The sequence below is a fragment of the Achromobacter marplatensis genome, from assembly GCF_002209535.1.
In the GTDB taxonomy this organism is placed as follows: Bacteria; Pseudomonadota; Gammaproteobacteria; order Burkholderiales; family Burkholderiaceae_B; genus Achromobacter; species Achromobacter marplatensis.
Window position 1 is genome coordinate 189,508 of record NZ_NJIG01000006.1, and the last position, 22,259, is coordinate 211,766.

Genomic DNA, 22,259 nt, shown 5'->3' on the forward strand with positions numbered 1-22,259 from the left:
CTTCTGCCTCAGTGTTCCAGGTCCTTTTCGGTGATCTCGGGCAATTCGCCCTTGATGTTCATCCTGCCTTCGTACACGGGGCCGGCCTTGGTGGTGGGGCCCGGGTACTGCACGAAGAAGATCGTGCCGCCGGTTTGTGTGCTGAGCGCCTCTTCGATGTGCGGGTCCGGATGGAAGACGACGGTGCCCGGCCCGAAGCGCTTGCCTCCCATATCGAACTCGCCGTCGATCACGTACCAGACCTGCGCAAAGTCGTGCCGGTGCAGCTTGAAGCCTGCTCCCGCTTCATAGCGCAGAAAGCCGGCGTTCGGTTCCGTCGGCCGTTCCGGGCGGGTATGGAACAGAAATTTCGTCTTGTTCTTGAACCGGCCCATTTCCCATTCCATGTCTTCGGGCACCCGGTACTCGGGCATGTGGTGAACCAGGGTCTGATCGTTCGCGTTGTTGCTGCTCATGGCAAGCTCCTTTTCTTGATGCGGCCGCCAAAGTCTATCGAGCTTGCGGCAAAAATACTGGATACAAGATTGGGGTGAGTGCGCGCGTACAGCAGGCTGGCTGGCATGCGGGCAAGGCATATCAGGCGCCTATAAATTTGATATTGGACCCGTCTGTCCAACCCTTCATAGACTTCATCGAATTATGGAGAGGTGACCTATGCACTTGAAGGGAATCATCGGGTATCTGCTGACGCCGTGCGACGACGGCGGCCGTGTCGATCATGCATTGCTGGCGCGCCACGCAGAACGGCTGATCAGCGAAGGCGTGCACGCGCTGGCGCCGTTGGGTAGCGTCGGTTGTTTGCCTTATCTGGCCGACCACGAACGCGAAGACGTCATCCGCACGGTCGTGGGTGTCGCCAATGGGCGGCTTCCCGTGCTGGCGGGCGTGTCCAGCCTGACCACGGCCAGCACCATCCGGCACGCGCAGTACGCGGAGCGCGCCGGCGCAAGCGCCATCCAGGTGCTGCCCAGCACCTACTGGAAGCTGACGGAACCCGAGATCTACGCGTATTACCGCGAGGTGAGCGAGGCGGTGTCTCTGCCGGTGATGGTCTACAACAATCCGTTCACCACCGGCATCGATCTGTCCGTGCAGTTCCTGGCCAGGCTGGCGGAGCTGCCCACCGTGACGATGATCAAGGAAAGCAGCCCCGACGCCACAAAGATCGCCCGCCTGCGCGAGGCCTGCCCCGACAAGACCGCCATCTACGTCGGCCTGAACAGCATGGCGCTGCGCGGCTTTGCTGACGGCGCGGCGGGCTGGTGCACGGCGTCGCCCAACGTCAGCGCGCGGTTCGCGCTGAACCTGTATCGCTGTGCGATGTCCGGCGACAGCGAAGGCGCGCAAGCGTGGTTTGCGAAACAGATCGATCTGTTGGATTTCCTGATCGAGCATGGCCTGCCGAGATCCGTCTCTGCGGGCATGCAACTCCAGGGCGTATCGCCGGGACGATTGCGCGCGCCATTGTCCGCGCTGGGCGTGGAGCATGAACAAGCGCTTCTTGAAATCCTTAAAGGCATGGAGATCGTGAAATGAACAATGCACTGCGACGCTGCGCGGCAGGTCTGTTGGGAGTCGTCGTCCCGGTCGCGGCCGCCTGGGCGGGCGGATATCCGTCGCAACCCATCCGCCTGATCGTTCCTTTCGGCGCAGGCGGAGTGACTGACACGACCGCGCGGGTGTTCGCCGAAGGGCTGACTCGGGAATTGGGGCAACCCGTCGTGGTCGAGAACCGGGCAGGGGCCGGCGGCTCGATCGCCGCCGGGGCGGTGGCGAAGTCGGCCGGAGACGGCTACACCCTGCTGGTCATCACCAACGGCATGGTTGCCGTCAACCCGCTTATCTACAAGACGCTGCCGTACGATCCTAACAATGACTTCACCTACGTCGCCATGCTCGCCAACACGCCTACCGTTCTGGCAGTAGGGGCGGACAGCCCCTATCGGTCGCTGCGCGAGCTGGTCGATGCGGCGGCAGTCCAGGCCGACAAGATCTCGTTTTCCACGGCAGGCGAGGGGTCCGACAACTATCAGGTGCTGGAGCTTTTGCAGCAGGCGACCGGCGTGAAGATGCTGCACGTTCCCTATAAGAGCGGCAACGAGTCTCTGACGGCCGTGATGAGCCGCAATACGGATGTGACGGCGGTGTCCGCAGTGACGGCGGTAGGCTTTATCGAGGCGGGTCAGATCCGGCCATTCGCCGTGACCGCTTCCCGCCGCCTTGCGAGCCTTCCGGATATTCCGACCGTCAAGGAAGTGCTGGGCAAAGAAGCCGAGGGCGGATCGCTTTCAGGCATTGCCGTGCCCGTGGCCACGCCCGCGGAAATCGTCGCGCGCCTGAATGCCGCCATTTCCGTGGTGGCGGCCAGGCCTTCGGTGCAGGAAAAGATCTACGCGCGCGGCAGTGAACCTGTGGACAGGTCGCAGGATGCGTTCGCGCGCAAAGTCGTCGAAGAACAGAAGAAGTGGGCGGGCATCCTGGCAGGCGTGCGGAAATAGGGGTGAACGCCTCAGGCTGGCTGCGCATCGCCTTGCGCGGCCAGTACCTCGCGGGCCGTGTCGGTAAACCAGCGGACCGCGGGGTTCATGCTATGGGCATGTACCGCCAGCGCCATGGGGTAGGTCAGCGGCGCGCCGGACACGTCCACCAGGTCCACATAGGCCACGTTGTCGATCGCAATCTGACGCAGGGCTTCAGGCACGATCGCCACGCCGAGTTCGGCTGCAATCAACGGCAGGCTGATCAAGGCGTGGGAGGATTCCTGCATGACCTTCGGATGAAACCCGGCTTGCCGGCAGGCTGCCACGATTTCGCCCGCGAACCCCGGGCTGTCCGAATGGGCCAGTGTCACCAGCGTGTCGTCGCCCAAGTCGGACAGGGCTACCGTCCCCTGGCCTGCTGTGGGGTGCGTCCCGGGAACGGCCAGGATCAGTCGCTGCCGGTTCAGCGTGATCATATCGATGCCTGGCACCCTGGACGCGGGGGGAACCAGGAACGCGGCATCCAGCTCGCCGCGCTGCAATTCGCCCAAGATGTTGACAGTGCTACCGCTGGTCAAGCGCAGCCGGATGTGCGGAAAGCGCCGCGTGAATTCGGGCAGGATCAGTGGCAGCAACCGCAGCGCCGCGCTGGGAACCGCGCATACCCGCAGGGTGCCGATGCGGCCATGGGCGGCATCCCGCGTGACCTCAAGCGCAGATTGCGCGCCGTCCAACAGGCGCGTGGCCTCCCCCAGGAAGGCGCCGCCCGCGGCCGTCAGCCGTACTCCCAGCCGGTCGCGTTCAAACAGTGGCGCGCCGATCTCGGCTTCCAGCCGCTTGATGGCAATGCTCAAGGGCGGTTGCGTCATATTGAGGCGTTCGGCCGCGCGCCGGTAGTTCAGCTCCGTGGCAAGCACCACGAACTGCTTGAGCTGCCTGAAATCCATGTCTTGCTCCGCCTGCCCGGCTGGTAGGACGTCTAATAAGGAAGCGGGAATCGCTTGGCCAGATCCGCGACGCCTGCGCGAACTGCGTCTTCCGTGCGGGCGTTGACCGTGCCCGCGCGTACGTCGCCGAGCACTGCCAGGATCATGTCTCCGATCTCTTTGAAGGCGTCGGGGCCCATGCCTCGGGAAGTGCAGGCCGCGCTCCCCACGCGTATGCCCGAGGTCACGGTCGGCTTGGCATCGTCGAACGGCACCGCGTTCTTGTTCAAGGTAATGCCGACCTGCTCCAGGGCCAGTTCGGCCGCATTGCCGGCCAGTCCCCATGGGCGCAGGTCGACCACGCCCAGGTGGCAGTCGGTGCCGCCAGACACGATGGACAGGCCGCCCTCGGTAAGCCGGTCGCACAGCGTTTGCGCGTTGCCCACCACGGCTCGGACGTAGGTGCGGAACGACGGTTGCAGGGCCTCGCCCAGCGCGACGGCCTTGGCCGCGACGATGTGCATCAGCGGGCCGCCCTGCAGGCCGGGGAAAACGGCCGAATCGATTTTCTTCGCGATGTCGCCGTCATTGCTCAGGATCATGCCGCCACGCGGCCCGCGCAGCGTCTTGTGCGTGGTGGTTGTGGTGACGTGGGCATGCGGCACGGGCGACGGGTAGACGCCACCGGCGACCAGCCCTGCGAAGTGCGCCATGTCGGCCATGAAGACCGCGCCCACGTCGTCGGCAATGGCGCGGAACCGCGCAAAGTCCAGCGTCCGGGAATAGGACGAGCCGCCCGCGACGATCAGCTTGGGCCGTTCGCGTTTGGCAATGCGTTCCACGTCATCCATGTCTACCCGCTGCGATACCGGGTCCACCCCATAGCTCAGGGTCTGGAACCAGCGGCCCGACATGTTGACCTTGGCGCCGTGCGTCAGATGCCCTCCCGCCTTCAGGTCCAGGCCAAGGATCTTGTCTCCGGGCGTCAGCAACGCCAGATAGACGGCCTGGTTCGCCTGGCTTCCCGAATGGGGCTGCACGTTCACGTACCCGGCGCCGAACAGCAGCTTCGCCCGGGCGATCGCGATGTTCTCCGCGACGTCCACGTTCATGCAGCCGCCGTAGTAGCGGCGCCCGGAATAGCCTTCAGCGTACTTGTTCGTCAGCACCGAGCCCTGGGTATCGAGCACCGCTCGGCTGGCGAAGTTCTCAGAGGCGATCAGTTCGATCGAGTGCATCTGCCGATGTCGTTCCGCGTCGATGGCGGCCCAGATGTCGCGGTCGGCCTGTGGCAAGGCAAGGGCGCTGACAACGGGCAGCGGGCCGTCGGGGAGTGCAATGGTCGTCATGATGGATGCCTGCGGCAAAAAGAGGGGCGGTCAGGCCCGGCTTTTCGGCGCGTCGCTAGCGTCTGCAAAAGTGACGATGGCGTCCAGGCGCCGGCCTGGGCCAAAGAGGCAGTGTAGGAGGGGAGTGGCATAGCTATTCATGCCACTTTTTTTACAATGGGCAGACCACTTGGTCTGCCCGAGGCGCCCGGTCGCAAGGCTTGCTGCGTCAGGGGTTGAACAGCAGGAAACCGTAGGTGATGAACAGCGCCAGGTGCATGGCGCCCTGCATGATGGAGGTCCGCTGCCCGTTGAATGACAGCATGCCCAGCAGCACTGTCAAGGCCAGCAACACGGTTTCCAACGGCGATATCCCCATGACGACCTGCTTGCCCGTGATGAGGCCGATGGCCAGCACGGCGGGGACGGTCAGGCCGACGGTGGACACGAAGGCGCCCAGACACAGATTGATGGCGCGCTGCATCTCATTGTTCAGGGCGGCCTTGATGGCGGTCAGGGATTCCGGCGTGAAAACGATGATGGCGATCAGCACGCCGCTGACGGCGACGGGCGCGCCCGCGGTCGCCACGCCGTAGTCGATGACGATGGCAAGGTGATGCGCCAGCAGGACGATCGGAATGATCATGCCAAGCAGCAGCAGGCTGCTGCGCACGATGGCGGACCGCTCGCCGGGAGCGGATGCCGTGTCTTTCGTCTGCGCTGCGGTTTTTTCGGGCTGCGCCGCCACGGCCATCAGGCCGGGATGCGGCTGAATGAAGAGCCGCTTCTCGTTGCGCATCTGAAGCAGCAGGAACACCGCATACAGCGCGGCGGTGATCGCAGCAATCGTCCAGCCTTGCAGCGTCGTGAATTCGCCCGCGCCCGACAGGTAGTTGGGCAGGACCAGCGCCGTGCCGGTCAGCAGCACGATCATCGCCAGATAGGCGTTGGCGCCTTGGGCGTTGAACTCTTGCTCGCCATACTTCAGGCCGCCCGCGACCAGGCAGATCCCCATGACGAGATTCACGATGATCATCATCACCGCGAAGATCGAGTCGCGCCCGATGGTCGGAAACTCGCCCGGGCCAAGCAGCACCGAGGCAATCAGGATCACCTCGATCGACACGATCGAAAGCGTCAGGATCAGCGTCCCGTAGGGTTCGCCCAGCTTGTGCGCCAGAAGATCGGCTTCATGGACCACGCCGAACGAGGCGGCGATGATCGTGAAGAACAGCACCGCAAAGCAGGCGATGGCGGCGACGGGGGCAAGCGGCTCCGCCAGCCATGCGCCGCCATAGACCGTGAAGGCGATCACGACAAGCCAGGCCCAGCCCAGCTTGAACCAGGTGGCCTTGGGAATGCGAGGAGCGTGCGAAGGGGGCGGGGCAGTCTCCGGTTCGGTCGCGGCAACCGAAGGCGCGCGAGGAACGACAGAGGTGGGGAGGAGGGCGGGGAATAGCGGGACGCGCATCGCTGGTCTTTCCATGAAAGATAAGCGGGGTCGTCCCCGATAAAGTCACGCCAGTCAGGTCGTCCTGGCTGGCGAGAGCGAGCTGCTCGATCGCTGAAATTCTAACCGATCGGGACTTGGGGCAAGGTGCCCGGGGCGCGTTGGCACATCTTTCCCGTCCTGGGCTAGACTGATCTCCCTTTCATCTGCTCGCCTTAGCCATGGCCCTGCACAGCTGGCTCATCTACCTGGTCGCCGTCATCGGCCTGTCGATCACGCCTGGTCCCAACACGCTGCTTGCGCTGACCCACGGCGCGCTGCACGGCCATCGCAAGGCGTTGTGCACCATCGCCGGCGGCGCGGTGGGTTTCATCGCCTTGATCGCCTTGTCCATGCTGGGCATCAGCGCGCTCTTGAAAGCCTGGGGGCCGGCGCTGACGGTGTTGAAGTGGGCGGGCGGCGCCTATCTGATCTGGCTGGGCATCCAGCTGTGGCGTGCGCCGGGCGTGCAGCTGACGCCCGCGCCCGACATGCCCCGGCCGCGTCGCACGCGGATGTTCAGCCAGGGCCTTTTGTCCGCGATCTCCAATCCCAAGGCGTTGCTCTTTTACGGCGCGTTCCTGCCGCAATTCATCGATCCGGCGCGCAGCCTGTTCACGCAGTTCGTGATCATGGCGGGCACCTTCGCCGTCATCGAATTCCTGGTCGAGTATGTGCTGGCGCGGCTGGCGCACCGGGTGCGGCCGTGGCTGGAGCGTACCGGACGCCGCTTCAACAAGGTGTGTGGCGGCCTGTTCGCCGCCATGGGGGCGGCGCTGCCGGGTTCTTGACGCCTACTGCACCGTCGTAGGCGTTGCGGCGCGCGAGGACTGCGTGGGCATGCGCTCCAGGGTCAGTGTGCCAGGTTCGCTGGACGATGGGCGGACCACCACGGCCTTGTTGGTATTGTTTGCGCCCAGGTTGGGTAGATCCGTCGGGCGGGCGGCCACGGCCGCGAAGGGGCCGCCGCCCGTCGACGGCACGCCGTCCAGGGTCAGGGTGCCAGCCCACAGGCCGTCGCGGCGCGATAGCACCTGGTATTGCTGGGGCGCGCCGGCAGTGCGTGCCACCACGTACAGCGTGCCATCAACGATATTGAGCGCCGGGGGCGACGCGGCCAGGGCGTCCAGTTTGGCCGGCTTGCCGTGCTCGACGAGCCAGAGCGGTCCGCCCGTGCGTTCCAGCAGCGCCAGGACGACGTTGCCTTGCGCATCGGCGCTGATGGCCGGGCGCCCGATGTAGGGCACGCCCAGATCCGTGGCCGTGCTCCAGTCCATGTCGAGGTCGGTGGTGTCGCCGGCTTCCACCAGCTTGATCAGATGGTTGTTGCTGCGCTGGCGGAAATAGAGTTCCACGCGGTTTTCGTGGTTGCGGATCGCGGCCAGGCCGCCTGCCGCTTCGGGTGCCGGCACGCGGCGCCAGCCTTGCCATTCCGGCCGATGGCCTTTGGCGGCCGGCAGTTGGCGCGTGTAGAACAGTTCGCCCGCACCGGCCGACGCAAAGATCACATAGCGCCCGTCGGCGCCGCGCGCGGCAGCCGGAGCGCCGGTGGCGCCGTCCAGCGGCGGCAGGTCTTGCCAGGTGCTCCAGCTGCCGTCGATGCCGGAGGGCGTGATCCAGTGCAGCACGCCGTCATAGCCCAAGGCCACGGCGGCCGCTTCACCGCGCGGCGCAACAGCCGGGATCTGCGTGACGCGCAGGCCGCCCAGCGCCTGCCAGCCTTGCCAGGTGCCATCGTGGCGCTGTTTGTTCGCCCACACGCCGCCTAGCGGGTCGCGCGCCATCAGGCCGGCCGTGCCGTCGGCATGGGTGAAGGAAACCAGCGGACCGCTGGTGCGCCCGCCCAGGCTTTGCCAGCGGCGCTGGCTGGAATCCCAGCGGTTGACGGCGGCATTGGTTTCACCGGCGGCGAACACCACGAGGCCACCGCGCCCGTCCGGATACAGCTGCGGCGCGATGTCCTGGCTGGAGACGTAATAGGCGCGCTGCACCCAGGCGGCGGCGGGGCCGGCCGGCTCTTTGCAGCCCGTCGGGCCGGCGCAATAGTGGTAGTCGTTCCAGGCGTAGTGCTGGAAGATCACCGACTTGCTGGCGATTTCCGTGTCGGCCAGGTTGGTGGCGCGTTCCTGGCTGGGGTAGTCGATGTAGCCAGTCTCGGCATAGTTGCCGGGCACGCGCAGCATGGCTTCGCGCACCAGTCGCGCGCTGGCGATGTGGTCCGGATGCCCATGGCCCGCGCAACGCCAGCAAAGCTGCGTATAGGGCACGACGATGGTGTCGTCCAGATGGCGCACCGTGGTCGGCTTGTATTGGCGGATCAGGTCCGCCAGGGTGTCGATCAGTTGTTCGCGCGTGTAGACCTGGGGGTAGGGGCCCAGCGTATCGACGCTTTGCCCGGGTTCCGATTCGGTGCGGCTCAGCGGCGTGAGGCTACCCCAGCCCTTGCCCAGCCATGGATCCTTCAGGCGCATGTGCCAAAGCTGCACGCGCGGATTGTCCTGCAAGGTGAAGCGCGCGATGGCGCGCCCGCCTGCCATGCCGGCATCTTCCTTCCACTGGTCGGGCTTGTGCGCCATGTAGGCGTAGGCGGCGCGGATGCCGCGTTCGCGACCCAGCATGTAGCCATCGCCTTCGCCCGCGTCGCTGGCCGTCAGGTAGACGACGCGCACGCAGCCGCCCGCCTCGATGTTGGAGGCGATGTCGGGGTTCATGAACAGCAGGTCGTCATCCAGGTGGGCCACGAAGGCCAAGTCCTTGATGCCATGGCATTGTTCCAGCGTCGGCGGGGCGGCCAACGCGGACGCGGAGACTAGAACGGTGACTGCACAGAACAGCGCCCGGCAAACGGGGCGTACTAAGGCCATCAAAGCTGGCATAGGTGGGCGTCGCTTAAAAGGCGCGGCGCGGCAGTGTGTTTTTGGTTCAACGAGTATAGCGGGCAGGTGTTGCGGGCTGACGAAGGAACCGGAACAGAGTGTTGGATAGGGTGTCAGTCTGCAAAGGCGCGGTTTGACGTATGGTCCGTCACCTTTTTTCATTGGTAGACTGGTGGCCCGCAGCCCCGATCTGCAGTCAGAAGGCCCATTCCGTGAACATCCGTCCGGCCCTACACAGTGACATCCTTTTGCTTGTGGAACTTGATCCGATCGCCGATCGCGAATCGGGCCGGCGGGAATTCATCGCACGAAGCGTCGCCGCGGGTCAATGCTGGGTGGCGACGGGGCCAGGGCAGGAGGCGTCGCCCCTCGGGTACGGGGTCCTCAATCGCGCGTTCTTCGACCACCCCTTCATTGCCCTGGTCGTCGTGAAATCGTCTGCGCGGCGCCGTGGCGTCGCGACGGCAATTGTTCGAAGCTTGGCTTCGCAATGCGACGGCGCCAAACTGTTCACGTCGACGAACACGTCCAATTTTCCGATGCGGGCCCTGCTTGAGCGGTTGGGATTCATCGCCAGCGGCCGGATCGATAACCTGGACGACGGCGATCCTGAACTGGTGTTCGTGAAGTTCTTCGACTGATATGTGGCGCGGCGGACGCGCTCGCGCCTTATGCGGCCGGCTCCCACCGTCCCGAGGCCGGGTCCACCACCGCGCGCACGCCGCCCGCCCACACCTGCTCATCCGCCATGCCTGCCGCCCGTTGCGGGTCGATATCGAATACCACGCCCAGCGCCTGCGCGACGCACGCCGCTTCAACCGGCAATTCCCAGGTCAGGAATAGCTGAGTGAGATCCTCATCGGAAGCGAAGTCGGTAGCTTGAAAACCGTTGCCGCCACGTGGGATCACGGCATGCGGCTGGCAGGTATCGAAGAGGATGGCGGTGCCCCGGACGAGCGGGATGCGATGCCCGGAATACGGGAAGTGCACGTCCAGCCCTTTGTCGTCGCTCAGGAACAGGTTGCAGAAGGCAGCACTGCCGTATTGTTCGCCGTCATGGTGATACCTGGCGCCGCGGCATGCCATCAGGGCAATGTCGCTGTCGGCAAGCACGTCGCCCAACCCCAGCGCGCGTGTCCAGGTGCCCATGGCCTGCACGCAGCGCTCGTATTCGGGCCAGCGCACTTGCGTTCGGGCCAGCGGCATCTGTTCGACGTCGCCAGGCTCCAGGGACAACCGGGTGGTGATTTCGCGATGCCAATCGGCGACTACGCGGGTGGGGGGCGGGGGCACGTCAACCGTGCCTGACAGCACCGTGCCGCCCACGCTGCGGCTGCGGATCGCGTTGCCGCTCCAGAAGTAGGAGATGAGAGGCATCATTTTTCCGCCGCCTGGTTCAGCAAGGTGAACACTTCCTGCACGCAGTCCGCCATTTTCCTGGCCAGCGCGCCCACGGGGAAGTGGTCGGAGGTCACCGCGTAGCTAGGGAATTCGATTTTTTCCGAGAACGGGATTTCGCGCAATTCAGGCATGTTCAACGCCCGCGATACGACGGGGTTGATGATTGAGACGCCCAGCCCTCTGCCGACCATCGAGCAGATGGTCGTGGCGTAAGGCGTTTCGATCGACAGGATCCGCGAATCATCGGGGAAGTGCCGGTCGACCGATGCGCGGTTGAAACTGCCTGCCGGCAACGAGATGAAATTCTCGTCGTTGAAGTCGGCGGGCTTCAGTATTTTCTTGCGGGCCAGCCGGTGCATGCGCGGCACGATCGCCACGCCGTGCGCCGCGTTGATCCGCGCGTACTGCAAGCCTGGCACGTCGGCCTGGATGGAAGCGAAGCCGATGTCGCAAAAGCCGGTGGCCATCCACTTCGCCACCACGTCAGACCCACCCGTGCTGACCACGACGGGAATGTCCGAGACCTTGTCCCTGAACAGCCGGAGCGCGTCTGGCAGCACGCATTGCGTGATGGAGCCCACCGCGCCGACCCGCAGCAGGCCCGTGCCCCGGCGGCGAATGGAACTGGCGCTGTCGTTCAACGATTCCAGGCCGATGAAGGCGCGTTCGACGTCGGCGTAGAACGCATCGGCTTCAGGGGTAGGGATCAGCCGGGTGCCGACGCGTTTGAACAGCACGAAACCCAGCGTATTTTCAAGCAGCGCGATCCAGCGGCTGACGTTTGGCTGCGAGGTGTGCAGCAGCCCCGCCGCCGTCGTCATCGAGCGCGTCATCATCACGGCGCGAAAAGCTTCGACCTGCTTGAAATTCATCGTTCAGTCCAGAAAAACGGCGTACGGATAATCATATCAATTTTGTATTTGAAGCCGTAAATATCTGATTTGACGCATAACTTGGCGCAGACGGAGACTACAGTTTTCGTGTTCCTACCGGACTGAAATGGAATCCAAAGTCAGCAGCCGCCTGAAGCAACCGCTTGCCCCGGAAGTGCTTCAATATATTTTCCTTCCGCGCTTGAATCGCGAGTTCTTCGCCAATTTCGAGATGCTGAATCAGATCAACCTTGCGCATCTGGTGATGCTGCACGAGCAGGGCATCCTGGACCACGACGCGTCGGTCCGGTTGGCCCAGGCGTTGCTCAAGATGCAGGCCGACGGGCCGGATGCGGTGGAGTTGGATGCCGCACGCGAAGAGGCCTATTTCAACTACGAGGCCCATCTGATCAAGCTGGTGGGGCAGGAGCTGGGCGGGCGCCTGCATACCGCGCGCAGCCGCAACGACATCGGCGCCACCGTCGACCGCATCCGTGCGCGGGATTTCACGGCCCGGATCGCGACCGCCTTGATCGACGTCGCCGATGCGGCACTGCGCCAGGCTGGCCAGTACGCCGACTGCGTGATGCCCGGCTATACGCATATGCAGGCCGCGCAGCCGATCACTTATGGCTATTACCTGTCAGCGCTGGTCGACGCCTGGTCACGTGATGTCGACCGCTTGCTGCACGTGTTGGAAACCACGGACGCGTCCCCGTTGGGCGCCTGCGCGCTGGCCGGCACGTCGTTTCCGATCGACCGCGACACAACCAGCGCGATGCTGGGCTTCAGCCGCCCGCTGGCGAGTTCGCTGGACAGTGTCGCATCGCGGGATTTTGCGCTGGAGCTGAGCGCTTCGCTGTCGATCATGATGATCACCAGCAGCAGGATGGTGCAGGACTTCTATATCTGGTCGACGCCGGAGTTCGGCTACCTGTCGTTCCCGGACAGCATCGCCAGCACGTCCAGCATCATGCCGCAGAAGAAGAACCCGGCGGTGTTGGAATACCTGCGTGGCAAGACCGGCCACTTGATCGGCCTGACCTCGGCGGCTTTCGCAACGGTGAAGTCGACGCATTTCACGCACTCGGGCGACAGCAGCCGCGAGAGCACGCGGACGTGCTGGGAAGCCTGCGAAGAGGCGTTGAGATCGTTGGCGCTGATCAAGCTGCTGGTGGAACGGGTCGAACCGAACCGCGCGCGCATGGCCTCGCGCGCGGCCGAGGACTTCTCCACCGTCACCGACCTGGCCGACCTGCTGGTGCGCAAGGCCGACGCGTCGTTCCGCGACGCGCATCACATCATCGGCGCCGTGGTCCGGCAGGCATTGGAAGCGGGAATTCCCGCCAAGGACATCACGCCCCAGATGGTCAATGCCGCAGCCGCCCAGCAGCTTGGCCGGCGGGTCGCGCTGCGCGAAGACGATATCGCCGCATGCCTGGACCCGGTCCGCAATGTGGCGGCGCGCCAGTCGTTCGGCGGGCCCGCGCCAAGCCTCGTGACCGGCCGTATCGGCGAGCAGCAGGCAGAGCTGGCCAAGCAGCGCAGCGCCATCGCCGCGACGGTGCAGCGCGTGGCGGATGCGCAGGATCTGTTGCGGCAATGCGTGCAAACGCTTATTTCATCCGAGTCAGCGGTGACTTCCGTCCTGGAAGCTTGACTGGCCATAACAATCAAGGGGAATTCCATCATGCTGAAAACTATCGGGGCGGCTATCGTAGCCATGGGGATCAGCCTGGGCACTCAGGCCCAGGCCCAGGCCCAGACCTATCCCTCCAAGCCCATCACCATGATCGTGCCGTTCGCGCCGGGCGGCACGGTGAACCTGATGGGGCGTCTGCTGGCCAATCGGATGTCGGAAGCGCTGGGCCAGACGGTCATCGTGGAAAACAAGCCGGGAGGCGGCGGCAGTATCGGGGCGAACTTCGTCGCGAAGGCACCGGCCGACGGGTACACCTTGCTGTTGGCGACGATGGGGCAACAGTCGATCCAACCGCTGCTGACCAAGAACCTGCCGTACGACGCGATCAGGGACTTTGCGCCGGTCGCGCTGTTTTCCACGGTGCCGAACGTGCTCGCCGTGTCGGCCGACTTGCCGGCCAATAACGTTGCCGAACTGGTCGAATACGCCAAGCAGCATCCTGGTAGGCTGAACATGGCTTCGGCCGGCATGGGGTCGGTCAACCACCTGACGGGCGAGCTGTTCATGTACCGCTCGGGCGCCAAGTTCGAACACTTGCCGTACCGCGGTGCGGGCCCGGCGACGGCCGACTTGCTGTCGGGGCAGGTGCAGGTGCTGTTCGCGAACCTGCCCAACGTGCTGGCCTACATCAAGCCGGGCAAGGTGCGCGTGCTGGCCGTGGCCAGCGAGCAGCGCAGCCCCGCGATTCCGGATGTGCCGACGCTGGCGGAGGCCGGCGTGAAGGATGCCGTGGTGGAATCCTGGTATGGCGTCATGGCGCCGGCAGGCACGCCGCCCGAGGTGATCCGCAAGCTGCAGGACACGGTCATCGACCTGGCCAAGGACCCGTCCATGATCGCGCATCTGGCCGAGCAGGGCGCCGTGCCGTTTGCCGGCACCAGCGCGGACCTTGCCAAGCTGTCCGGCGAAGAGACCGAGCGCTGGAAGCGCATCATCGACAGCGCCGACGTCCAGACGAACTGATCAGCCGCCGCGGTTGTCGTACGCGGCCTCTTTGCCGTCCCCGTCATCCATCGCGGCGCGGGTCCGTTCCATTAGATGCTGTTTCAGGCCGGCCAGCGCATCGGCCGGCCAATCCGGCGCACCGGTCACCGCCAGCCAGGCGTCCACATAATGCTGCGGCGCGTACACATGGCCGTAGCCGATCGGCGTGTGGGTGCTGACGGACATGTCCAGCGCAAGTTGCAGCATGGTCACGACCGGCACCCAGCGCAGGTCGGGCGAGACGTCGGGGCCGTAGGGAGGATCCATCCACGCGGGTCGCCGGTACAGGTCGCGATAGTCGAAGAACGTGACGGCGTCGCTGGCGTACTGCAGGTAGACGATGCGCATCGGGCCCCAGGGCGCGTCGGCGGGCACCGGCGAGCCGTCCTGGTTCATGAAGCGCACGAAGGCGCCGTCGCGCAGTTGCGGCAGCCAGGCGGGGGAGTCCGGGTTGCGGGCGTCGGTGATGGCGCGCCAGACCCGGCTTTCAAACGGCGGGCCGCTCCAGAGTGCGCCCTGGATGGGGTCGCCGATCATTTCGAAGAGCTCGGCGGACCGCGCGGAATTCATGGCGCCCAGACTCAGGCCATGCAGATACAGCTTGGGCCGCTGGTCTTTGGGCAGGGCGGTCCAGTGGTTGTAGATTTCGACGAAGAGCGCGCGTGCGGCTTCGGCGCCATACTCGGGCTGGGCCAGCAGCGATAGCGGGCTGGACAGGTAGGAATACTGGATCGCCACGCTGGCCACGTCGCCGTGCAGCAGGTATTCGACGGCGTCCATGGCGGCCGGGTCGATCCACCCCGTGCCCGTGGGCGTTACCACCACCAGCGCAGACCGCTTGAACGCGCCGACGCGCTTCAATTCTTCCAGCGCCAGCCGGGCCCGCGCCTGCGCCGTGGCGGCGCCGGGCAATCCCACGTACACGCGGATGGGTTCCAGCGCGTCGCGACCGGTCTGCGTGCGGATTTCACGCGCGCTGGGGCCGGAGGCGATGTATTCGCGGCCTGCCCGGCCCAACTGCTTCCAGGCGATCAGCGAGTCGGGGCTGCCCGTCTTGGCCGGGTCAGTGGGCTGCGGGCGCTCGGGCTCGATCAGCGCGTCGTACTCGCGGAACGAGGCGTCCAGCACGTGCAGTGCCGCCCGGAAAAACACGTTGTTGGCCAACGACCAGAAGATCACGATCGCGATGGCCGCGCCGGCCACGTTGGCGACGCGCCGCGGCACCACGCGGCGCACCTGCGCGGACAGCGTGCGGGCCAGCAGCTTGAACAAGCGGCCCAGCGCCAGCAGCACGGCAAAGGTGATCAGCGCCGTGGCGCTGACCTTGAAGGGGTGCGCGCTGGTGACGGGTTCCATCTTCATCAGGGCGCGGATCGTGTTCTGCCATTCCGCCGCGCGCCACAGGAACAGCACCAGCACGGACAGGCACAGCACGGTGATCAGCGCGTTGGTGATGCGGGCGGCGCGTGCCTTGGGTTCAGGCAGTTCCAGATAGGCCCATAGCCAGTGCCACAGCACGCCCAGCCCATAACCGGCGGCTAGGCAGGTACCGGCCAGCACGCCCTGGGTCAGGTAGGTGCGGGGAACCAGGGTGGGCGTGAGCGAGGCCGCAAAGAACAGCGTGCCCAGCAGCAGGCCGACCCCGGACAGCGATTCCAGGTGCGAACGGAAAAAGGCAGGCAGACGGTGTGGGAGGCCAGGGCGCAGGGACGTCATCCTGTCAGTCCCGGTCCGGTGGCCCACGCGCGGCCACCCAGCTGCCCATCCAGCCAGGCGTAGGCCAGTTCCAGCTGTTCCGTCGCAAGCGCCAGGCCTTCCCGCCGCTTGGCGTCGTCGCCCGTCAAGGCGCCGTTGACCGCGTGCCTCACCCCGTTCATGACGTGCAAGTCGAAGAAGCGGTCCAGGAAACGCACCTCCAGCGCGGCGGCCGGGTCGGCGGGTACCAGGCTTGCCGGCCCGGGGTGGGCCAGTTGCAGGTATTCGATGATGATGCTGGTTTCGGCGACGTTGCGGTCGCCGTCCACCAGCAGCGGGAACTTGTGCAAGGGCCAGCGCCGCAGCCATTCGGCCGCGTGCTCCGGCGTCTGCGGACCGATGCAGCGGAATTCGAACGGGATGGCGTTCTCGTACAGCGCGATCAGGACTTTCTGCGTGTACGAGGAAAACGGATGGCCGTAGAGCGCAAGCGACATGGCGGGGTCTCCTGATTCGGTCGGCCTTTATTATGCAAGCGCAAGCCCGCCATGGGGGAAAACTGGTAGCGAAGCCGGTTGGATAATTGTTTCCACCAGACGGACGGCAGCCGTTTCCGCCATGCCGGATCCGCCCAAAACTAATACAGTGTCCGACAAGCCGACGGCAAGGTCGCCGCGGGACAACATGAAGTCTGGATACCAGGACTGGAGACGGGATGGATACGATTAGCAAACAGGGCGCCAGCGTGCGCGATCAAGTCAGCGCAACGGAATGGCAGGTCCGCACGGACTTGGCCGCCCTGTATCGGCTGGTGGCGCTGTTCGGGTGGGACGACCTGATTTTCACGCACATCACCGCCAAGGTGCCAGGCACCGAGCATTTCCTGATCAACCCCTACGGCATGATGTTCGACGAGATCACGGCGTCCAGCCTGGTCAAGATCGACCTGAACGGCAACAAGGTCATGGCGTCGGAATACGACATCAACCCGGCCGGCTTCACCATCCACAGCTGTATCCACGCGGCCCGCAAGGATGCGATGTGCGTGTTGCATACGCACTCCATCAACGGCGTGGCGGTATCGGCGCAGAAGGCGGGGTTGCTGCCGTTGTCGCAATTCGCGTTCATTGCGCTGCGTTCGTTGAGCTATCACGATTACGAAGGCCTGGCGCTGAACCCGGAAGAGCAGCCGCGTCTGGTGCGCGACCTGGGCAGCAACAACTACCTGATCCTGCGCAACCACGGCTTGCTGACGGTGGGCCAGACAATGGCCGAAGCGTTCCAGGCCATGCACCGCCTGGAAGCCGCCTGCATGGCGCAGGTGCGGGCGCAGGCGGGCGGCAGCGAACTGATCTTCATTCCGCCGGAAGTCCTGGCGCGCGCCGCAGTCGAATCCCCGGCCGACCGGGCGCACAAGGCAGCGCTGGCGTGGCCGGGCCTGCTGCGCCGGTTGGACCGGAAGAACCCGGGCTACGCAGAGTAAAGCGGCGGCAGCGCTCTTTTTAGGGGCGCTGCCTGATCCGGTTGCGGCGTTACGGCTTCGCCTTGGGCGAGGCCTGCAGGAATTCGGCGCAATCGGGCAGCGGCGACGTCGGTGCATAGACCGAACCGTCGGATTTCCATTTGTAGGTCACCGTGTAGCTGCACTGCTTGTCGGCCGCAGGAGCAACCTCGGCCTTCGTCGGCGCCGGCTTCGCGCTGGAGTCGGCGTAGCGGCTGGCGGTCGCTGGCGCGCGCGTTGCCTGGGTGGTGACTTGCAGGTCCGGATACTCCGCGCCGCTGGCCGTCTTGGTTCCGGGCAAGGCTTTCAGAGCGGCCTTGAATTGATAGGCATCGATGCAGTGGCCATCACGCTTGCGCTGGTCGGCTTCATTGAAGCAGGCGCGGATCGTCGCTTCCGTCGACGACGGCATGATGAACACCAGATTGCTGGCGGAAGGTTCGCCCAGCGTGACCTCGAACAGATAGAGGTCCTGGCGGATGAAGCTGCCGCCTGAGAATTGCGTCTCTAGTTTGTAGTCGGGTTCGGCCGGGCCGACCACGCCCACCAGCGCGCGATCTTCGCTCAGGCGGATCAGCTGGGGCCAAACGGTGAACTTGGAAAAATCCGGAATGTCGGGCAAGTCCCAGAATGCGCGGTCGGAGCGCAGCGTGCGGCTGGTAGCGAACGGGCCGTTGGTTTCGAAGGACCCGTCCGTTTTGATGCCGACGCACCAGTCGGTCTGCGCGTTGCAGAAAAGCTTGTTGTCCGGGTTCAGCTTCAATGGTTCAGTGTCCGGCTGTGCCAGGGCAGCAACCGGCAGGGCGGCCGAAATCAGTAAGGCAAACACTTTTTTCATTGTCGTTTCCGTGATCGCGGTAGAGATGCGGCGCATTATTGCCTGAATCAAGTTTTGTTCATTTCAATCTGGCAGGAATGCCGACAGGACGTTTCAGTCCTATTTTTACGGCTGACTCCAAGCTGAATGTTATGGTTTGGCTTCCAATCGGTGGCTGCGCTGTATCGCGCGCGGCCCCGTTCCCGTCATGAGGAGCCCTGATGAAGTCGATCCCGTCCCTGCTGCTGGGCGCAAGCGCGCTGATGTTGGCATTACCGGCCGCCGCTGCGCCGGTCACCTACGATCTGGACCCGTCGCATACCTACCCCAGCTTTGAAGCCGATCACATGGGTGGCCTGTCGACGTGGCGCGGCAAGTTCAACAAGTCCAAGGGGGTGGTGGTGCTGGACCGCGAAGCGCGCACCGGCACGGTGGAAGTCACGGTGGACATCAATTCCGTCGATTTCGGCCACGACGAAATGAACCAGCATGCCGTCGCGCCCGACATCTTCGACGCCGCCCGCTATCCCACGGCCACCTTCAAGGGCAAGTTCACCAAGTTCGACGGCGACCGCCCCGAAGAGGCTACGGGTGACCTGACCCTGCGCGGCGTCACGCGGCCCGTCAAGATGGAGATCGACGATTTCAAGTGCATCCAGCACCCGATGGAAAAACGCGAGGTCTGCGGTGCCGACGTGTCAACGAAGTTCAGCCGCAAGGACTTCGGGCTGGAGTTCGGCCTGGACATGGGGTTCAAGCCGGAAGTGGAGTTGAAGATCCAGGTGGAGGCGGGGCGGCGTCCTTGAGCATCACGTCACGCGCCGCGCCGCCTCTCAAAGCCGCACCACCGCCAACACCGCCTCTGCAAACGCCTCAGGCGCCTCTTGCGGCAGGTTGTGGCCGATGCCGCCCGTGATGTCGCGGTGCTGGTATTTGCCGCTGAACTGCTTGGCGTAGCTGGCGGGGGGCGGATGCGGGGCGCCGTTGGCGTCGCCTTCCAGGGTGATCGTCGGCACCGTGATCTTCGGTGTGGCCGCTAGGCGTTTTTCCAGTTCGTCGTAATGCGATTCGCCTTCGGCCAATGCCAGGCGCCAGCGGTAGTTGTGCACCACGATCGCCACGTGGTCAGGGTTGTCGAATGACTGTGCGGAACGTTGATACGTCGCGTCGTCGAACTTCCACTGCGGCGATGCCAACTGCCAGATCAGCTTGTTGAAGCCGTCGCGGTTGGCGGCGTAGCCCGCTGCGCCGCGTTCGGTGGCGAAGTAGAACTGGTACCACCACTGGAATTCCGCTTGCGGGGGCAACGGTTTGCGGTTGGCTTCCTGGCTGCCGATCAGGTAGCCGCTGACGGACACCAGCGCCTGGCAACGTTCGGGCCACAGCGCGGCCATGATGTTGGCGGTGCGCGCGCCCCAATCGAAGCCGGCAATGACCGCACGTTCGATCTTCAGCGCATCCATCAGCGCGATGATGTCCACGGCGACCACTGCCTGTTCGCCGTTGCGGGGCGTGTCGGCCGACAGGAAGCGCGTCGAGCCGTAGCCGCGCAGGTACGGGACGATGACGCGATAACCGGCGGCGGTCAGCCGTGGCACGACGTCGACAAAGGCGTGGATGTCGTAAGGCCAGCCGTGCAGCAGGATGGCGACAGGGCCGGTGCTGGGGCCGGCGTCCACATAACCGACATCGAGCGTGCCGGCCCGGATCTGGCGGATGCCGTCGAACGACGCGGCGCTGCGGCGGGGTGTAGTGTTGGCGGGTTGCGCAGGGCTGGACTTGGCCTGCGCCGTGCCGCTCACGCCAAGGTTCAGCAGGCTGATGCCTGCCAGGGTGGACGTCGTGGCGAGCAGGCGGCGACGCCGGGTGTCGATAGGGTCTGTCATGGCGGAGGCTCCATAAAGGGTTCGCAGGGTTGGGGACTTGCTGCGAACGATTTATAGAGGTCCGGCGCGCGCGCCGGGTGTCCGAATGTATGGGCCCCAGGGGCGGATACAGTGCGATTCAAATCTGCCGGTTTTCCGCCATGGATTCGGCTCAGTCGGGAATTTCCGGTTCGACGAGCTTGGCCAGCTGCGTCAGCGATTCCTGCCAGCCCAGGTAGCACATCTCGGGCGGAATGACGGCAGGGATGCCTTCCTGAACGATGCTGATGTCGGTGCCGCAGGATACCTTGCGCAGCGTGATCGTGGTCTGCATCTGTCCGGGCAGGTTCGGGTCGTCGAAGCGGTCCGTGTAGCGGATTTTTTCGGAGGGGACCAGCTCCAGGTATTCACCGCCGAAACCGCTGCTGTTGCCGGTCGAGAAATTGCGGAACGACATCTTGTGGACGCCGCCCACCTTGGCGTCCAGCTGGTGGACCTGGCAGGTGAATCCATAGGGGGGAAGCCATTTCGCGACGGCGTCGGGCTCAAGGAAAGCGCGGTAGACGCGTTCGGGCGCGGCGCGCAGGACGCGGTGGAAGGTAACGGTGCCGGTAGTCATGGTGTGTCCGCCTTGGAATGAGAGGGTCGTACTCATACGACGTTCAGAGGACAACGAAATCGACATGGCCGGAGCTAGTGAAAACCCCTAGTTCTGTAACCGTCCGATGTACGCCGACAGCGCTTCGGCATGCCCCTGTTCGGCACGCAGGCCGACGTGGCCATCGGCCCGGACGACCACGAGCACAATGCCGCGCACGCCCAGCGCATGGGCGATGTCGGGCGCCAGGTAGGCATGCACCCCGGATACCCCGGCATTCGCGGTCAGGACGATCACTTGTTCGATGATGGCTCCGCCAGCTAGCGCGTCCATGTCGCGGCGCACCTGCTCCAGGGCGTCCTCCGGCGTCGCGGCGCAGCCGATCAGCAGGGCGGTGTGGCCCAGGCGGCGAGTGCAGGCATGCAGGTGGCCGACGCCGCCCGATGCGAACGTCAGGGGAATCTGATCAGGCAGACGCTGGCCCGGCCAAAGGGCTTCGTGCGGATCGCCCATGACGATAGGTGATCCTGCGTAGTCGATATCAAGCTCGGCCTCCGCTACCGCTTCATGGTGCCGCGTGCCAGGATCGGCAAAGGCCGTCCGGATCGCTGCATCTCGTTCGCGGCGGGCGCGTTCCCCCTTGACCATCTGTGCGCGTTCGGCGGCATCGCCCGAGGCCATCACCTGATCGGCCACGGGGCGCCGTTCGGCGTGATAGCTGTCCAGCAGCGTGTCGGAACAATGTCCCTGGCAAACCAGCGCAAGCTTCCAGCCCAGGTTGTAGGCATCTTGCAGCCCGGTATTCATGCCATGCCCTTGCGCCGGGCTGCAGGTGTGCGCAGCGTCACCGGCCAGCAACACACGGCCCGATCGGAAGTTCCGGGCAACCTTGGTGTGGCAATCGAAGCGTGCGGGATGCGAAATCTGGTCAAACCTCGCGTCAGGCAGGTAGCGTTGCAAGGTGGCCAGCGCGTCGGCGACCAGATCGGATTGCGCGGAGCGGGGCCGCAGGTACACGCGCCAGCGGCGGTCGGGCAGGGCCGTCAGAATGACCGGCGTCGGATCCAGATAGGCGTAGTTGGCTTCAAAGGATTCCGGCCATGCCGGGATGGCCGCGTCAAACACGGCCCAAGGCTGGTGGATGTCGTGGCCGTCTTGTTCGATACCCATCAACGTGCGGACGGTGCTGTGGTGTCCGTCGCATCCGACTACCCATTGCGCGTGGACCTCTGACCGCGCGCCCCGCTGATCGATTGTGGCTGCAACGCCATCGGGTTGCGCCACCAAGCCCACAAGCGTGGTGGCGCGGGTGACCGCGCCGCCGTGTGCGACGAGATAGTCGTGGAGGATGGATTCGGTCATTTCTTCCGAGATGCCGATATTGAATGGATACCGGCTGGCGCACAGCGACAGGTCAATGTCGCCCAGCACGGCGCCATCGGCATGGATACGGGCATGGCGCTGTTTGACGCCCAGACGCAAGAGCGGGTCGGCGATGCCCAGTGCGTCCAGTATTTCGATTGATCGAGGATGCACGACGGTGGCGCGGTCCCATTCCATGGGCTGCTCGTGTGCGTCGATCAACAGGCATTGGACGCCGCGCCGAACCAGCTCCACGGCGGTGAGCAGGCCGGCTGGGCCCGCGCCTACGACCAGAACGGTTGTCGCGATCATCATGGATCTCCCTGAGCGGGGGGCATTGGCGGGGGGGCTTGCGTCACGCGA

20 protein-coding genes and 1 pseudogene are annotated in these 22,259 nt (G+C 64.9%); 8 read left to right on the plus strand and 13 right to left on the minus strand.

Annotated elements, in window-relative coordinates; all coding sequences use genetic code 11:
- Positions 1-8: 8 nt before the first annotated feature.
- Positions 9-455: a cupin domain-containing protein gene (locus CEY09_RS16070; RefSeq protein ID WP_088589406.1), complete on the minus strand. Its 447-nt coding sequence runs from the start codon at positions 453-455 to the stop codon at positions 9-11.
- Between the two features lie 199 nt (positions 456-654).
- On the opposite strand from CEY09_RS16070, the gene CEY09_RS16075 reads away from it, so the two are divergent.
- Positions 655-1,536 (plus strand): dihydrodipicolinate synthase family protein, encoded by an 882-nt coding sequence (locus CEY09_RS16075; RefSeq protein WP_088589407.1) that lies wholly within the window; start codon positions 655-657, stop codon positions 1,534-1,536.
- Positions 1,533-2,498, plus strand: coding sequence for a Bug family tripartite tricarboxylate transporter substrate binding protein (locus CEY09_RS16080; RefSeq protein ID WP_088589408.1), 966 nt, complete (start codon positions 1,533-1,535; stop codon positions 2,496-2,498). Before CEY09_RS16075 ends, CEY09_RS16080 begins: the two co-directional genes overlap by 4 nt.
- 11 nt (positions 2,499-2,509) lie before the next feature.
- Here the strand turns inward: CEY09_RS16080 and CEY09_RS16085 are convergent, their stop codons facing one another.
- The 3 genes from CEY09_RS16085 to CEY09_RS16095 all read right to left on the minus strand — a co-directional run bounded on the left by CEY09_RS16085 (position 2,510) and on the right by CEY09_RS16095 (position 6,205).
- A complete protein-coding gene (locus CEY09_RS16085; RefSeq protein ID WP_088589409.1) occupies positions 2,510-3,427 on the minus strand; it encodes a LysR family transcriptional regulator in 918 nt (305 codons plus the stop codon).
- Between the two features lie 32 nt (positions 3,428-3,459).
- Complete coding sequence (locus tag CEY09_RS16090) at positions 3,460-4,755, minus strand: serine hydroxymethyltransferase (protein ID WP_088589410.1); 1,296 nt, start codon at positions 4,753-4,755, stop codon at positions 3,460-3,462.
- A 208-nt stretch (positions 4,756-4,963) separates the two neighbouring features.
- Positions 4,964-6,205: a calcium:cation antiporter gene (locus tag CEY09_RS16095; protein WP_088589411.1), complete on the minus strand. Its 1,242-nt coding sequence runs from the start codon at positions 6,203-6,205 to the stop codon at positions 4,964-4,966.
- A gap of 200 nt (positions 6,206-6,405) precedes the next feature.
- On the opposite strand from CEY09_RS16095, the gene CEY09_RS16100 reads away from it, so the two are divergent.
- A complete protein-coding gene (locus CEY09_RS16100; RefSeq protein ID WP_088589412.1) occupies positions 6,406-7,014 on the plus strand; it encodes a LysE family translocator in 609 nt (202 codons plus the stop codon).
- 3 nt (positions 7,015-7,017) lie between these two features.
- Here CEY09_RS16100 and CEY09_RS16105 read toward each other — a convergent pair whose 3' ends face one another.
- Positions 7,018-9,087, minus strand: a complete 2,070-nt coding sequence (locus CEY09_RS16105; RefSeq protein WP_234818325.1) for a DUF8189 domain-containing protein — start codon at positions 9,085-9,087, stop codon at positions 7,018-7,020.
- 224 nt (positions 9,088-9,311) lie between these two features.
- On the opposite strand from CEY09_RS16105, the gene CEY09_RS16110 reads away from it, so the two are divergent.
- Positions 9,312-9,740, plus strand: coding sequence for a GNAT family N-acetyltransferase (locus CEY09_RS16110; RefSeq protein ID WP_234818326.1), 429 nt, complete (start codon positions 9,312-9,314; stop codon positions 9,738-9,740).
- Positions 9,741-9,768: 28 nt separating this feature from the next.
- On the opposite strand, the gene CEY09_RS16115 is transcribed toward CEY09_RS16110, so the two are convergent.
- Positions 9,769-10,476, minus strand: coding sequence for a hypothetical protein (locus CEY09_RS16115; RefSeq protein ID WP_088589415.1), 708 nt, complete (start codon positions 10,474-10,476; stop codon positions 9,769-9,771).
- On the minus strand, positions 10,476-11,372 hold the full coding sequence (locus tag CEY09_RS16120) for a LysR substrate-binding domain-containing protein (RefSeq protein ID WP_088589416.1): 897 nt from the start codon (positions 11,370-11,372) through the stop codon (positions 10,476-10,478). The genes CEY09_RS16115 and CEY09_RS16120 overlap by 1 nt, the downstream gene beginning before the upstream one ends.
- Before the next feature lie 127 nt (positions 11,373-11,499).
- Here CEY09_RS16120 and argH point away from each other — a divergent pair, with 127 nt between their 5' ends.
- Together argH and CEY09_RS16130 are read left to right on the plus strand one after the other, a co-directional pair.
- Positions 11,500-13,032: an argininosuccinate lyase gene (argH, locus tag CEY09_RS16125; protein ID WP_088589417.1), complete on the plus strand. Its 1,533-nt coding sequence runs from the start codon at positions 11,500-11,502 to the stop codon at positions 13,030-13,032.
- 30 nt (positions 13,033-13,062) lie between these two features.
- Positions 13,063-14,037 carry a Bug family tripartite tricarboxylate transporter substrate binding protein gene (locus CEY09_RS16130; RefSeq protein WP_088589418.1) on the plus strand — a complete coding sequence of 325 codons (975 nt, stop codon included), beginning with the start codon at positions 13,063-13,065 and terminating at the stop codon, positions 14,035-14,037.
- Here CEY09_RS16130 and CEY09_RS16135 read toward each other — a convergent pair whose 3' ends face one another.
- Positions 14,038-15,774 (minus strand): alpha/beta hydrolase, encoded by a 1,737-nt coding sequence (locus tag CEY09_RS16135; protein WP_088589419.1) that lies wholly within the window; start codon positions 15,772-15,774, stop codon positions 14,038-14,040.
- Between the two features lie 2 nt (positions 15,775-15,776).
- Positions 15,777-16,250, minus strand: a pseudogene (locus tag CEY09_RS16140) (glutathione S-transferase family protein); the annotation flags it as partial.
- A gap of 218 nt (positions 16,251-16,468) precedes the next feature.
- On the opposite strand from CEY09_RS16140, the gene CEY09_RS16145 reads away from it, so the two are divergent.
- Positions 16,469-17,236 carry a class II aldolase/adducin family protein gene (locus CEY09_RS16145; protein ID WP_088589420.1) on the plus strand — a complete coding sequence of 256 codons (768 nt, stop codon included), beginning with the start codon at positions 16,469-16,471 and terminating at the stop codon, positions 17,234-17,236.
- Between the two features lie 49 nt (positions 17,237-17,285).
- Here the strand turns inward: CEY09_RS16145 and CEY09_RS16150 are convergent, their stop codons facing one another.
- On the minus strand, positions 17,286-18,092 hold the full coding sequence (locus CEY09_RS16150; protein ID WP_088589421.1) for a hypothetical protein: 807 nt from the start codon (positions 18,090-18,092) through the stop codon (positions 17,286-17,288).
- A 200-nt stretch (positions 18,093-18,292) separates the two neighbouring features.
- Here CEY09_RS16150 and CEY09_RS16155 point away from each other — a divergent pair, with 200 nt between their 5' ends.
- The gene (locus tag CEY09_RS16155) at positions 18,293-18,877 is read left to right on the plus strand and encodes a YceI family protein (protein WP_088589422.1); all 585 of its coding nucleotides are present in this window, start codon (positions 18,293-18,295) and stop codon (positions 18,875-18,877) included.
- A 27-nt stretch (positions 18,878-18,904) separates the two neighbouring features.
- Here CEY09_RS16155 and CEY09_RS16160 read toward each other — a convergent pair whose 3' ends face one another.
- The 3 genes from CEY09_RS16160 to CEY09_RS16170 all read right to left on the minus strand — a co-directional run bounded on the left by CEY09_RS16160 (position 18,905) and on the right by CEY09_RS16170 (position 22,211).
- Positions 18,905-19,957 (minus strand): alpha/beta fold hydrolase, encoded by a 1,053-nt coding sequence (locus tag CEY09_RS16160; protein WP_088589423.1) that lies wholly within the window; start codon positions 19,955-19,957, stop codon positions 18,905-18,907.
- A gap of 151 nt (positions 19,958-20,108) precedes the next feature.
- Positions 20,109-20,555: an SRPBCC family protein gene (locus CEY09_RS16165; RefSeq protein WP_088589424.1), complete on the minus strand. Its 447-nt coding sequence runs from the start codon at positions 20,553-20,555 to the stop codon at positions 20,109-20,111.
- A gap of 87 nt (positions 20,556-20,642) precedes the next feature.
- Positions 20,643-22,211, minus strand: a complete 1,569-nt coding sequence (locus CEY09_RS16170) for an FAD-dependent monooxygenase (RefSeq protein ID WP_088589425.1) — start codon at positions 22,209-22,211, stop codon at positions 20,643-20,645.
- Positions 22,212-22,259 lie beyond the last annotated feature (48 nt).

Excerpts from the sequence above, each read along its gene's own strand:
- CEY09_RS16165 (WP_088589424.1), bottom strand. The coding sequence starts at position 20,555 with ATGACTACCGGCACCGTTACCTTCCACCGCGTCCTGCGCGCCGCGCCC.
- CEY09_RS16170 (WP_088589425.1), bottom strand. The coding sequence starts at position 22,211 with ATGATGATCGCGACAACCGTTCTGGTCGTAGGCGCGGGCCCAGCCGGC.
- argH (WP_088589417.1), top strand. The coding sequence starts at position 11,500 with ATGGAATCCAAAGTCAGCAGCCGCCTGAAGCAACCGCTTGCCCCGGAA.
- CEY09_RS16160 (WP_088589423.1), bottom strand. The coding sequence starts at position 19,957 with ATGACAGACCCTATCGACACCCGGCGTCGCCGCCTGCTCGCCACGACG.
- CEY09_RS16135 (WP_088589419.1), bottom strand. The coding sequence starts at position 15,774 with ATGACGTCCCTGCGCCCTGGCCTCCCACACCGTCTGCCTGCCTTTTTC.
- CEY09_RS16085 (WP_088589409.1), bottom strand. The coding sequence starts at position 3,427 with ATGGATTTCAGGCAGCTCAAGCAGTTCGTGGTGCTTGCCACGGAGCTG.
- CEY09_RS16155 (WP_088589422.1), top strand. The coding sequence starts at position 18,293 with ATGAAGTCGATCCCGTCCCTGCTGCTGGGCGCAAGCGCGCTGATGTTG.
- CEY09_RS16145 (WP_088589420.1), top strand. The coding sequence starts at position 16,469 with ATGGATACGATTAGCAAACAGGGCGCCAGCGTGCGCGATCAAGTCAGC.
- CEY09_RS16070 (WP_088589406.1), bottom strand. The coding sequence starts at position 455 with ATGAGCAGCAACAACGCGAACGATCAGACCCTGGTTCACCACATGCCC.
- CEY09_RS16115 (WP_088589415.1), bottom strand. The coding sequence starts at position 10,476 with ATGCCTCTCATCTCCTACTTCTGGAGCGGCAACGCGATCCGCAGCCGC.
- CEY09_RS16095 (WP_088589411.1), bottom strand. The coding sequence starts at position 6,205 with ATGCGCGTCCCGCTATTCCCCGCCCTCCTCCCCACCTCTGTCGTTCCT.
- CEY09_RS16090 (WP_088589410.1), bottom strand. The coding sequence starts at position 4,755 with ATGACGACCATTGCACTCCCCGACGGCCCGCTGCCCGTTGTCAGCGCC.
- CEY09_RS16105 (WP_234818325.1), bottom strand. The coding sequence starts at position 9,087 with ATGGCCTTAGTACGCCCCGTTTGCCGGGCGCTGTTCTGTGCAGTCACC.
- CEY09_RS16130 (WP_088589418.1), top strand. The coding sequence starts at position 13,063 with ATGCTGAAAACTATCGGGGCGGCTATCGTAGCCATGGGGATCAGCCTG.
- CEY09_RS16120 (WP_088589416.1), bottom strand. The coding sequence starts at position 11,372 with ATGAATTTCAAGCAGGTCGAAGCTTTTCGCGCCGTGATGATGACGCGC.
- CEY09_RS16080 (WP_088589408.1), top strand. The coding sequence starts at position 1,533 with ATGAACAATGCACTGCGACGCTGCGCGGCAGGTCTGTTGGGAGTCGTC.
- CEY09_RS16075 (WP_088589407.1), top strand. The coding sequence starts at position 655 with ATGCACTTGAAGGGAATCATCGGGTATCTGCTGACGCCGTGCGACGAC.
- CEY09_RS16100 (WP_088589412.1), top strand. The coding sequence starts at position 6,406 with ATGGCCCTGCACAGCTGGCTCATCTACCTGGTCGCCGTCATCGGCCTG.
- CEY09_RS16150 (WP_088589421.1), bottom strand. The coding sequence starts at position 18,092 with ATGAAAAAAGTGTTTGCCTTACTGATTTCGGCCGCCCTGCCGGTTGCT.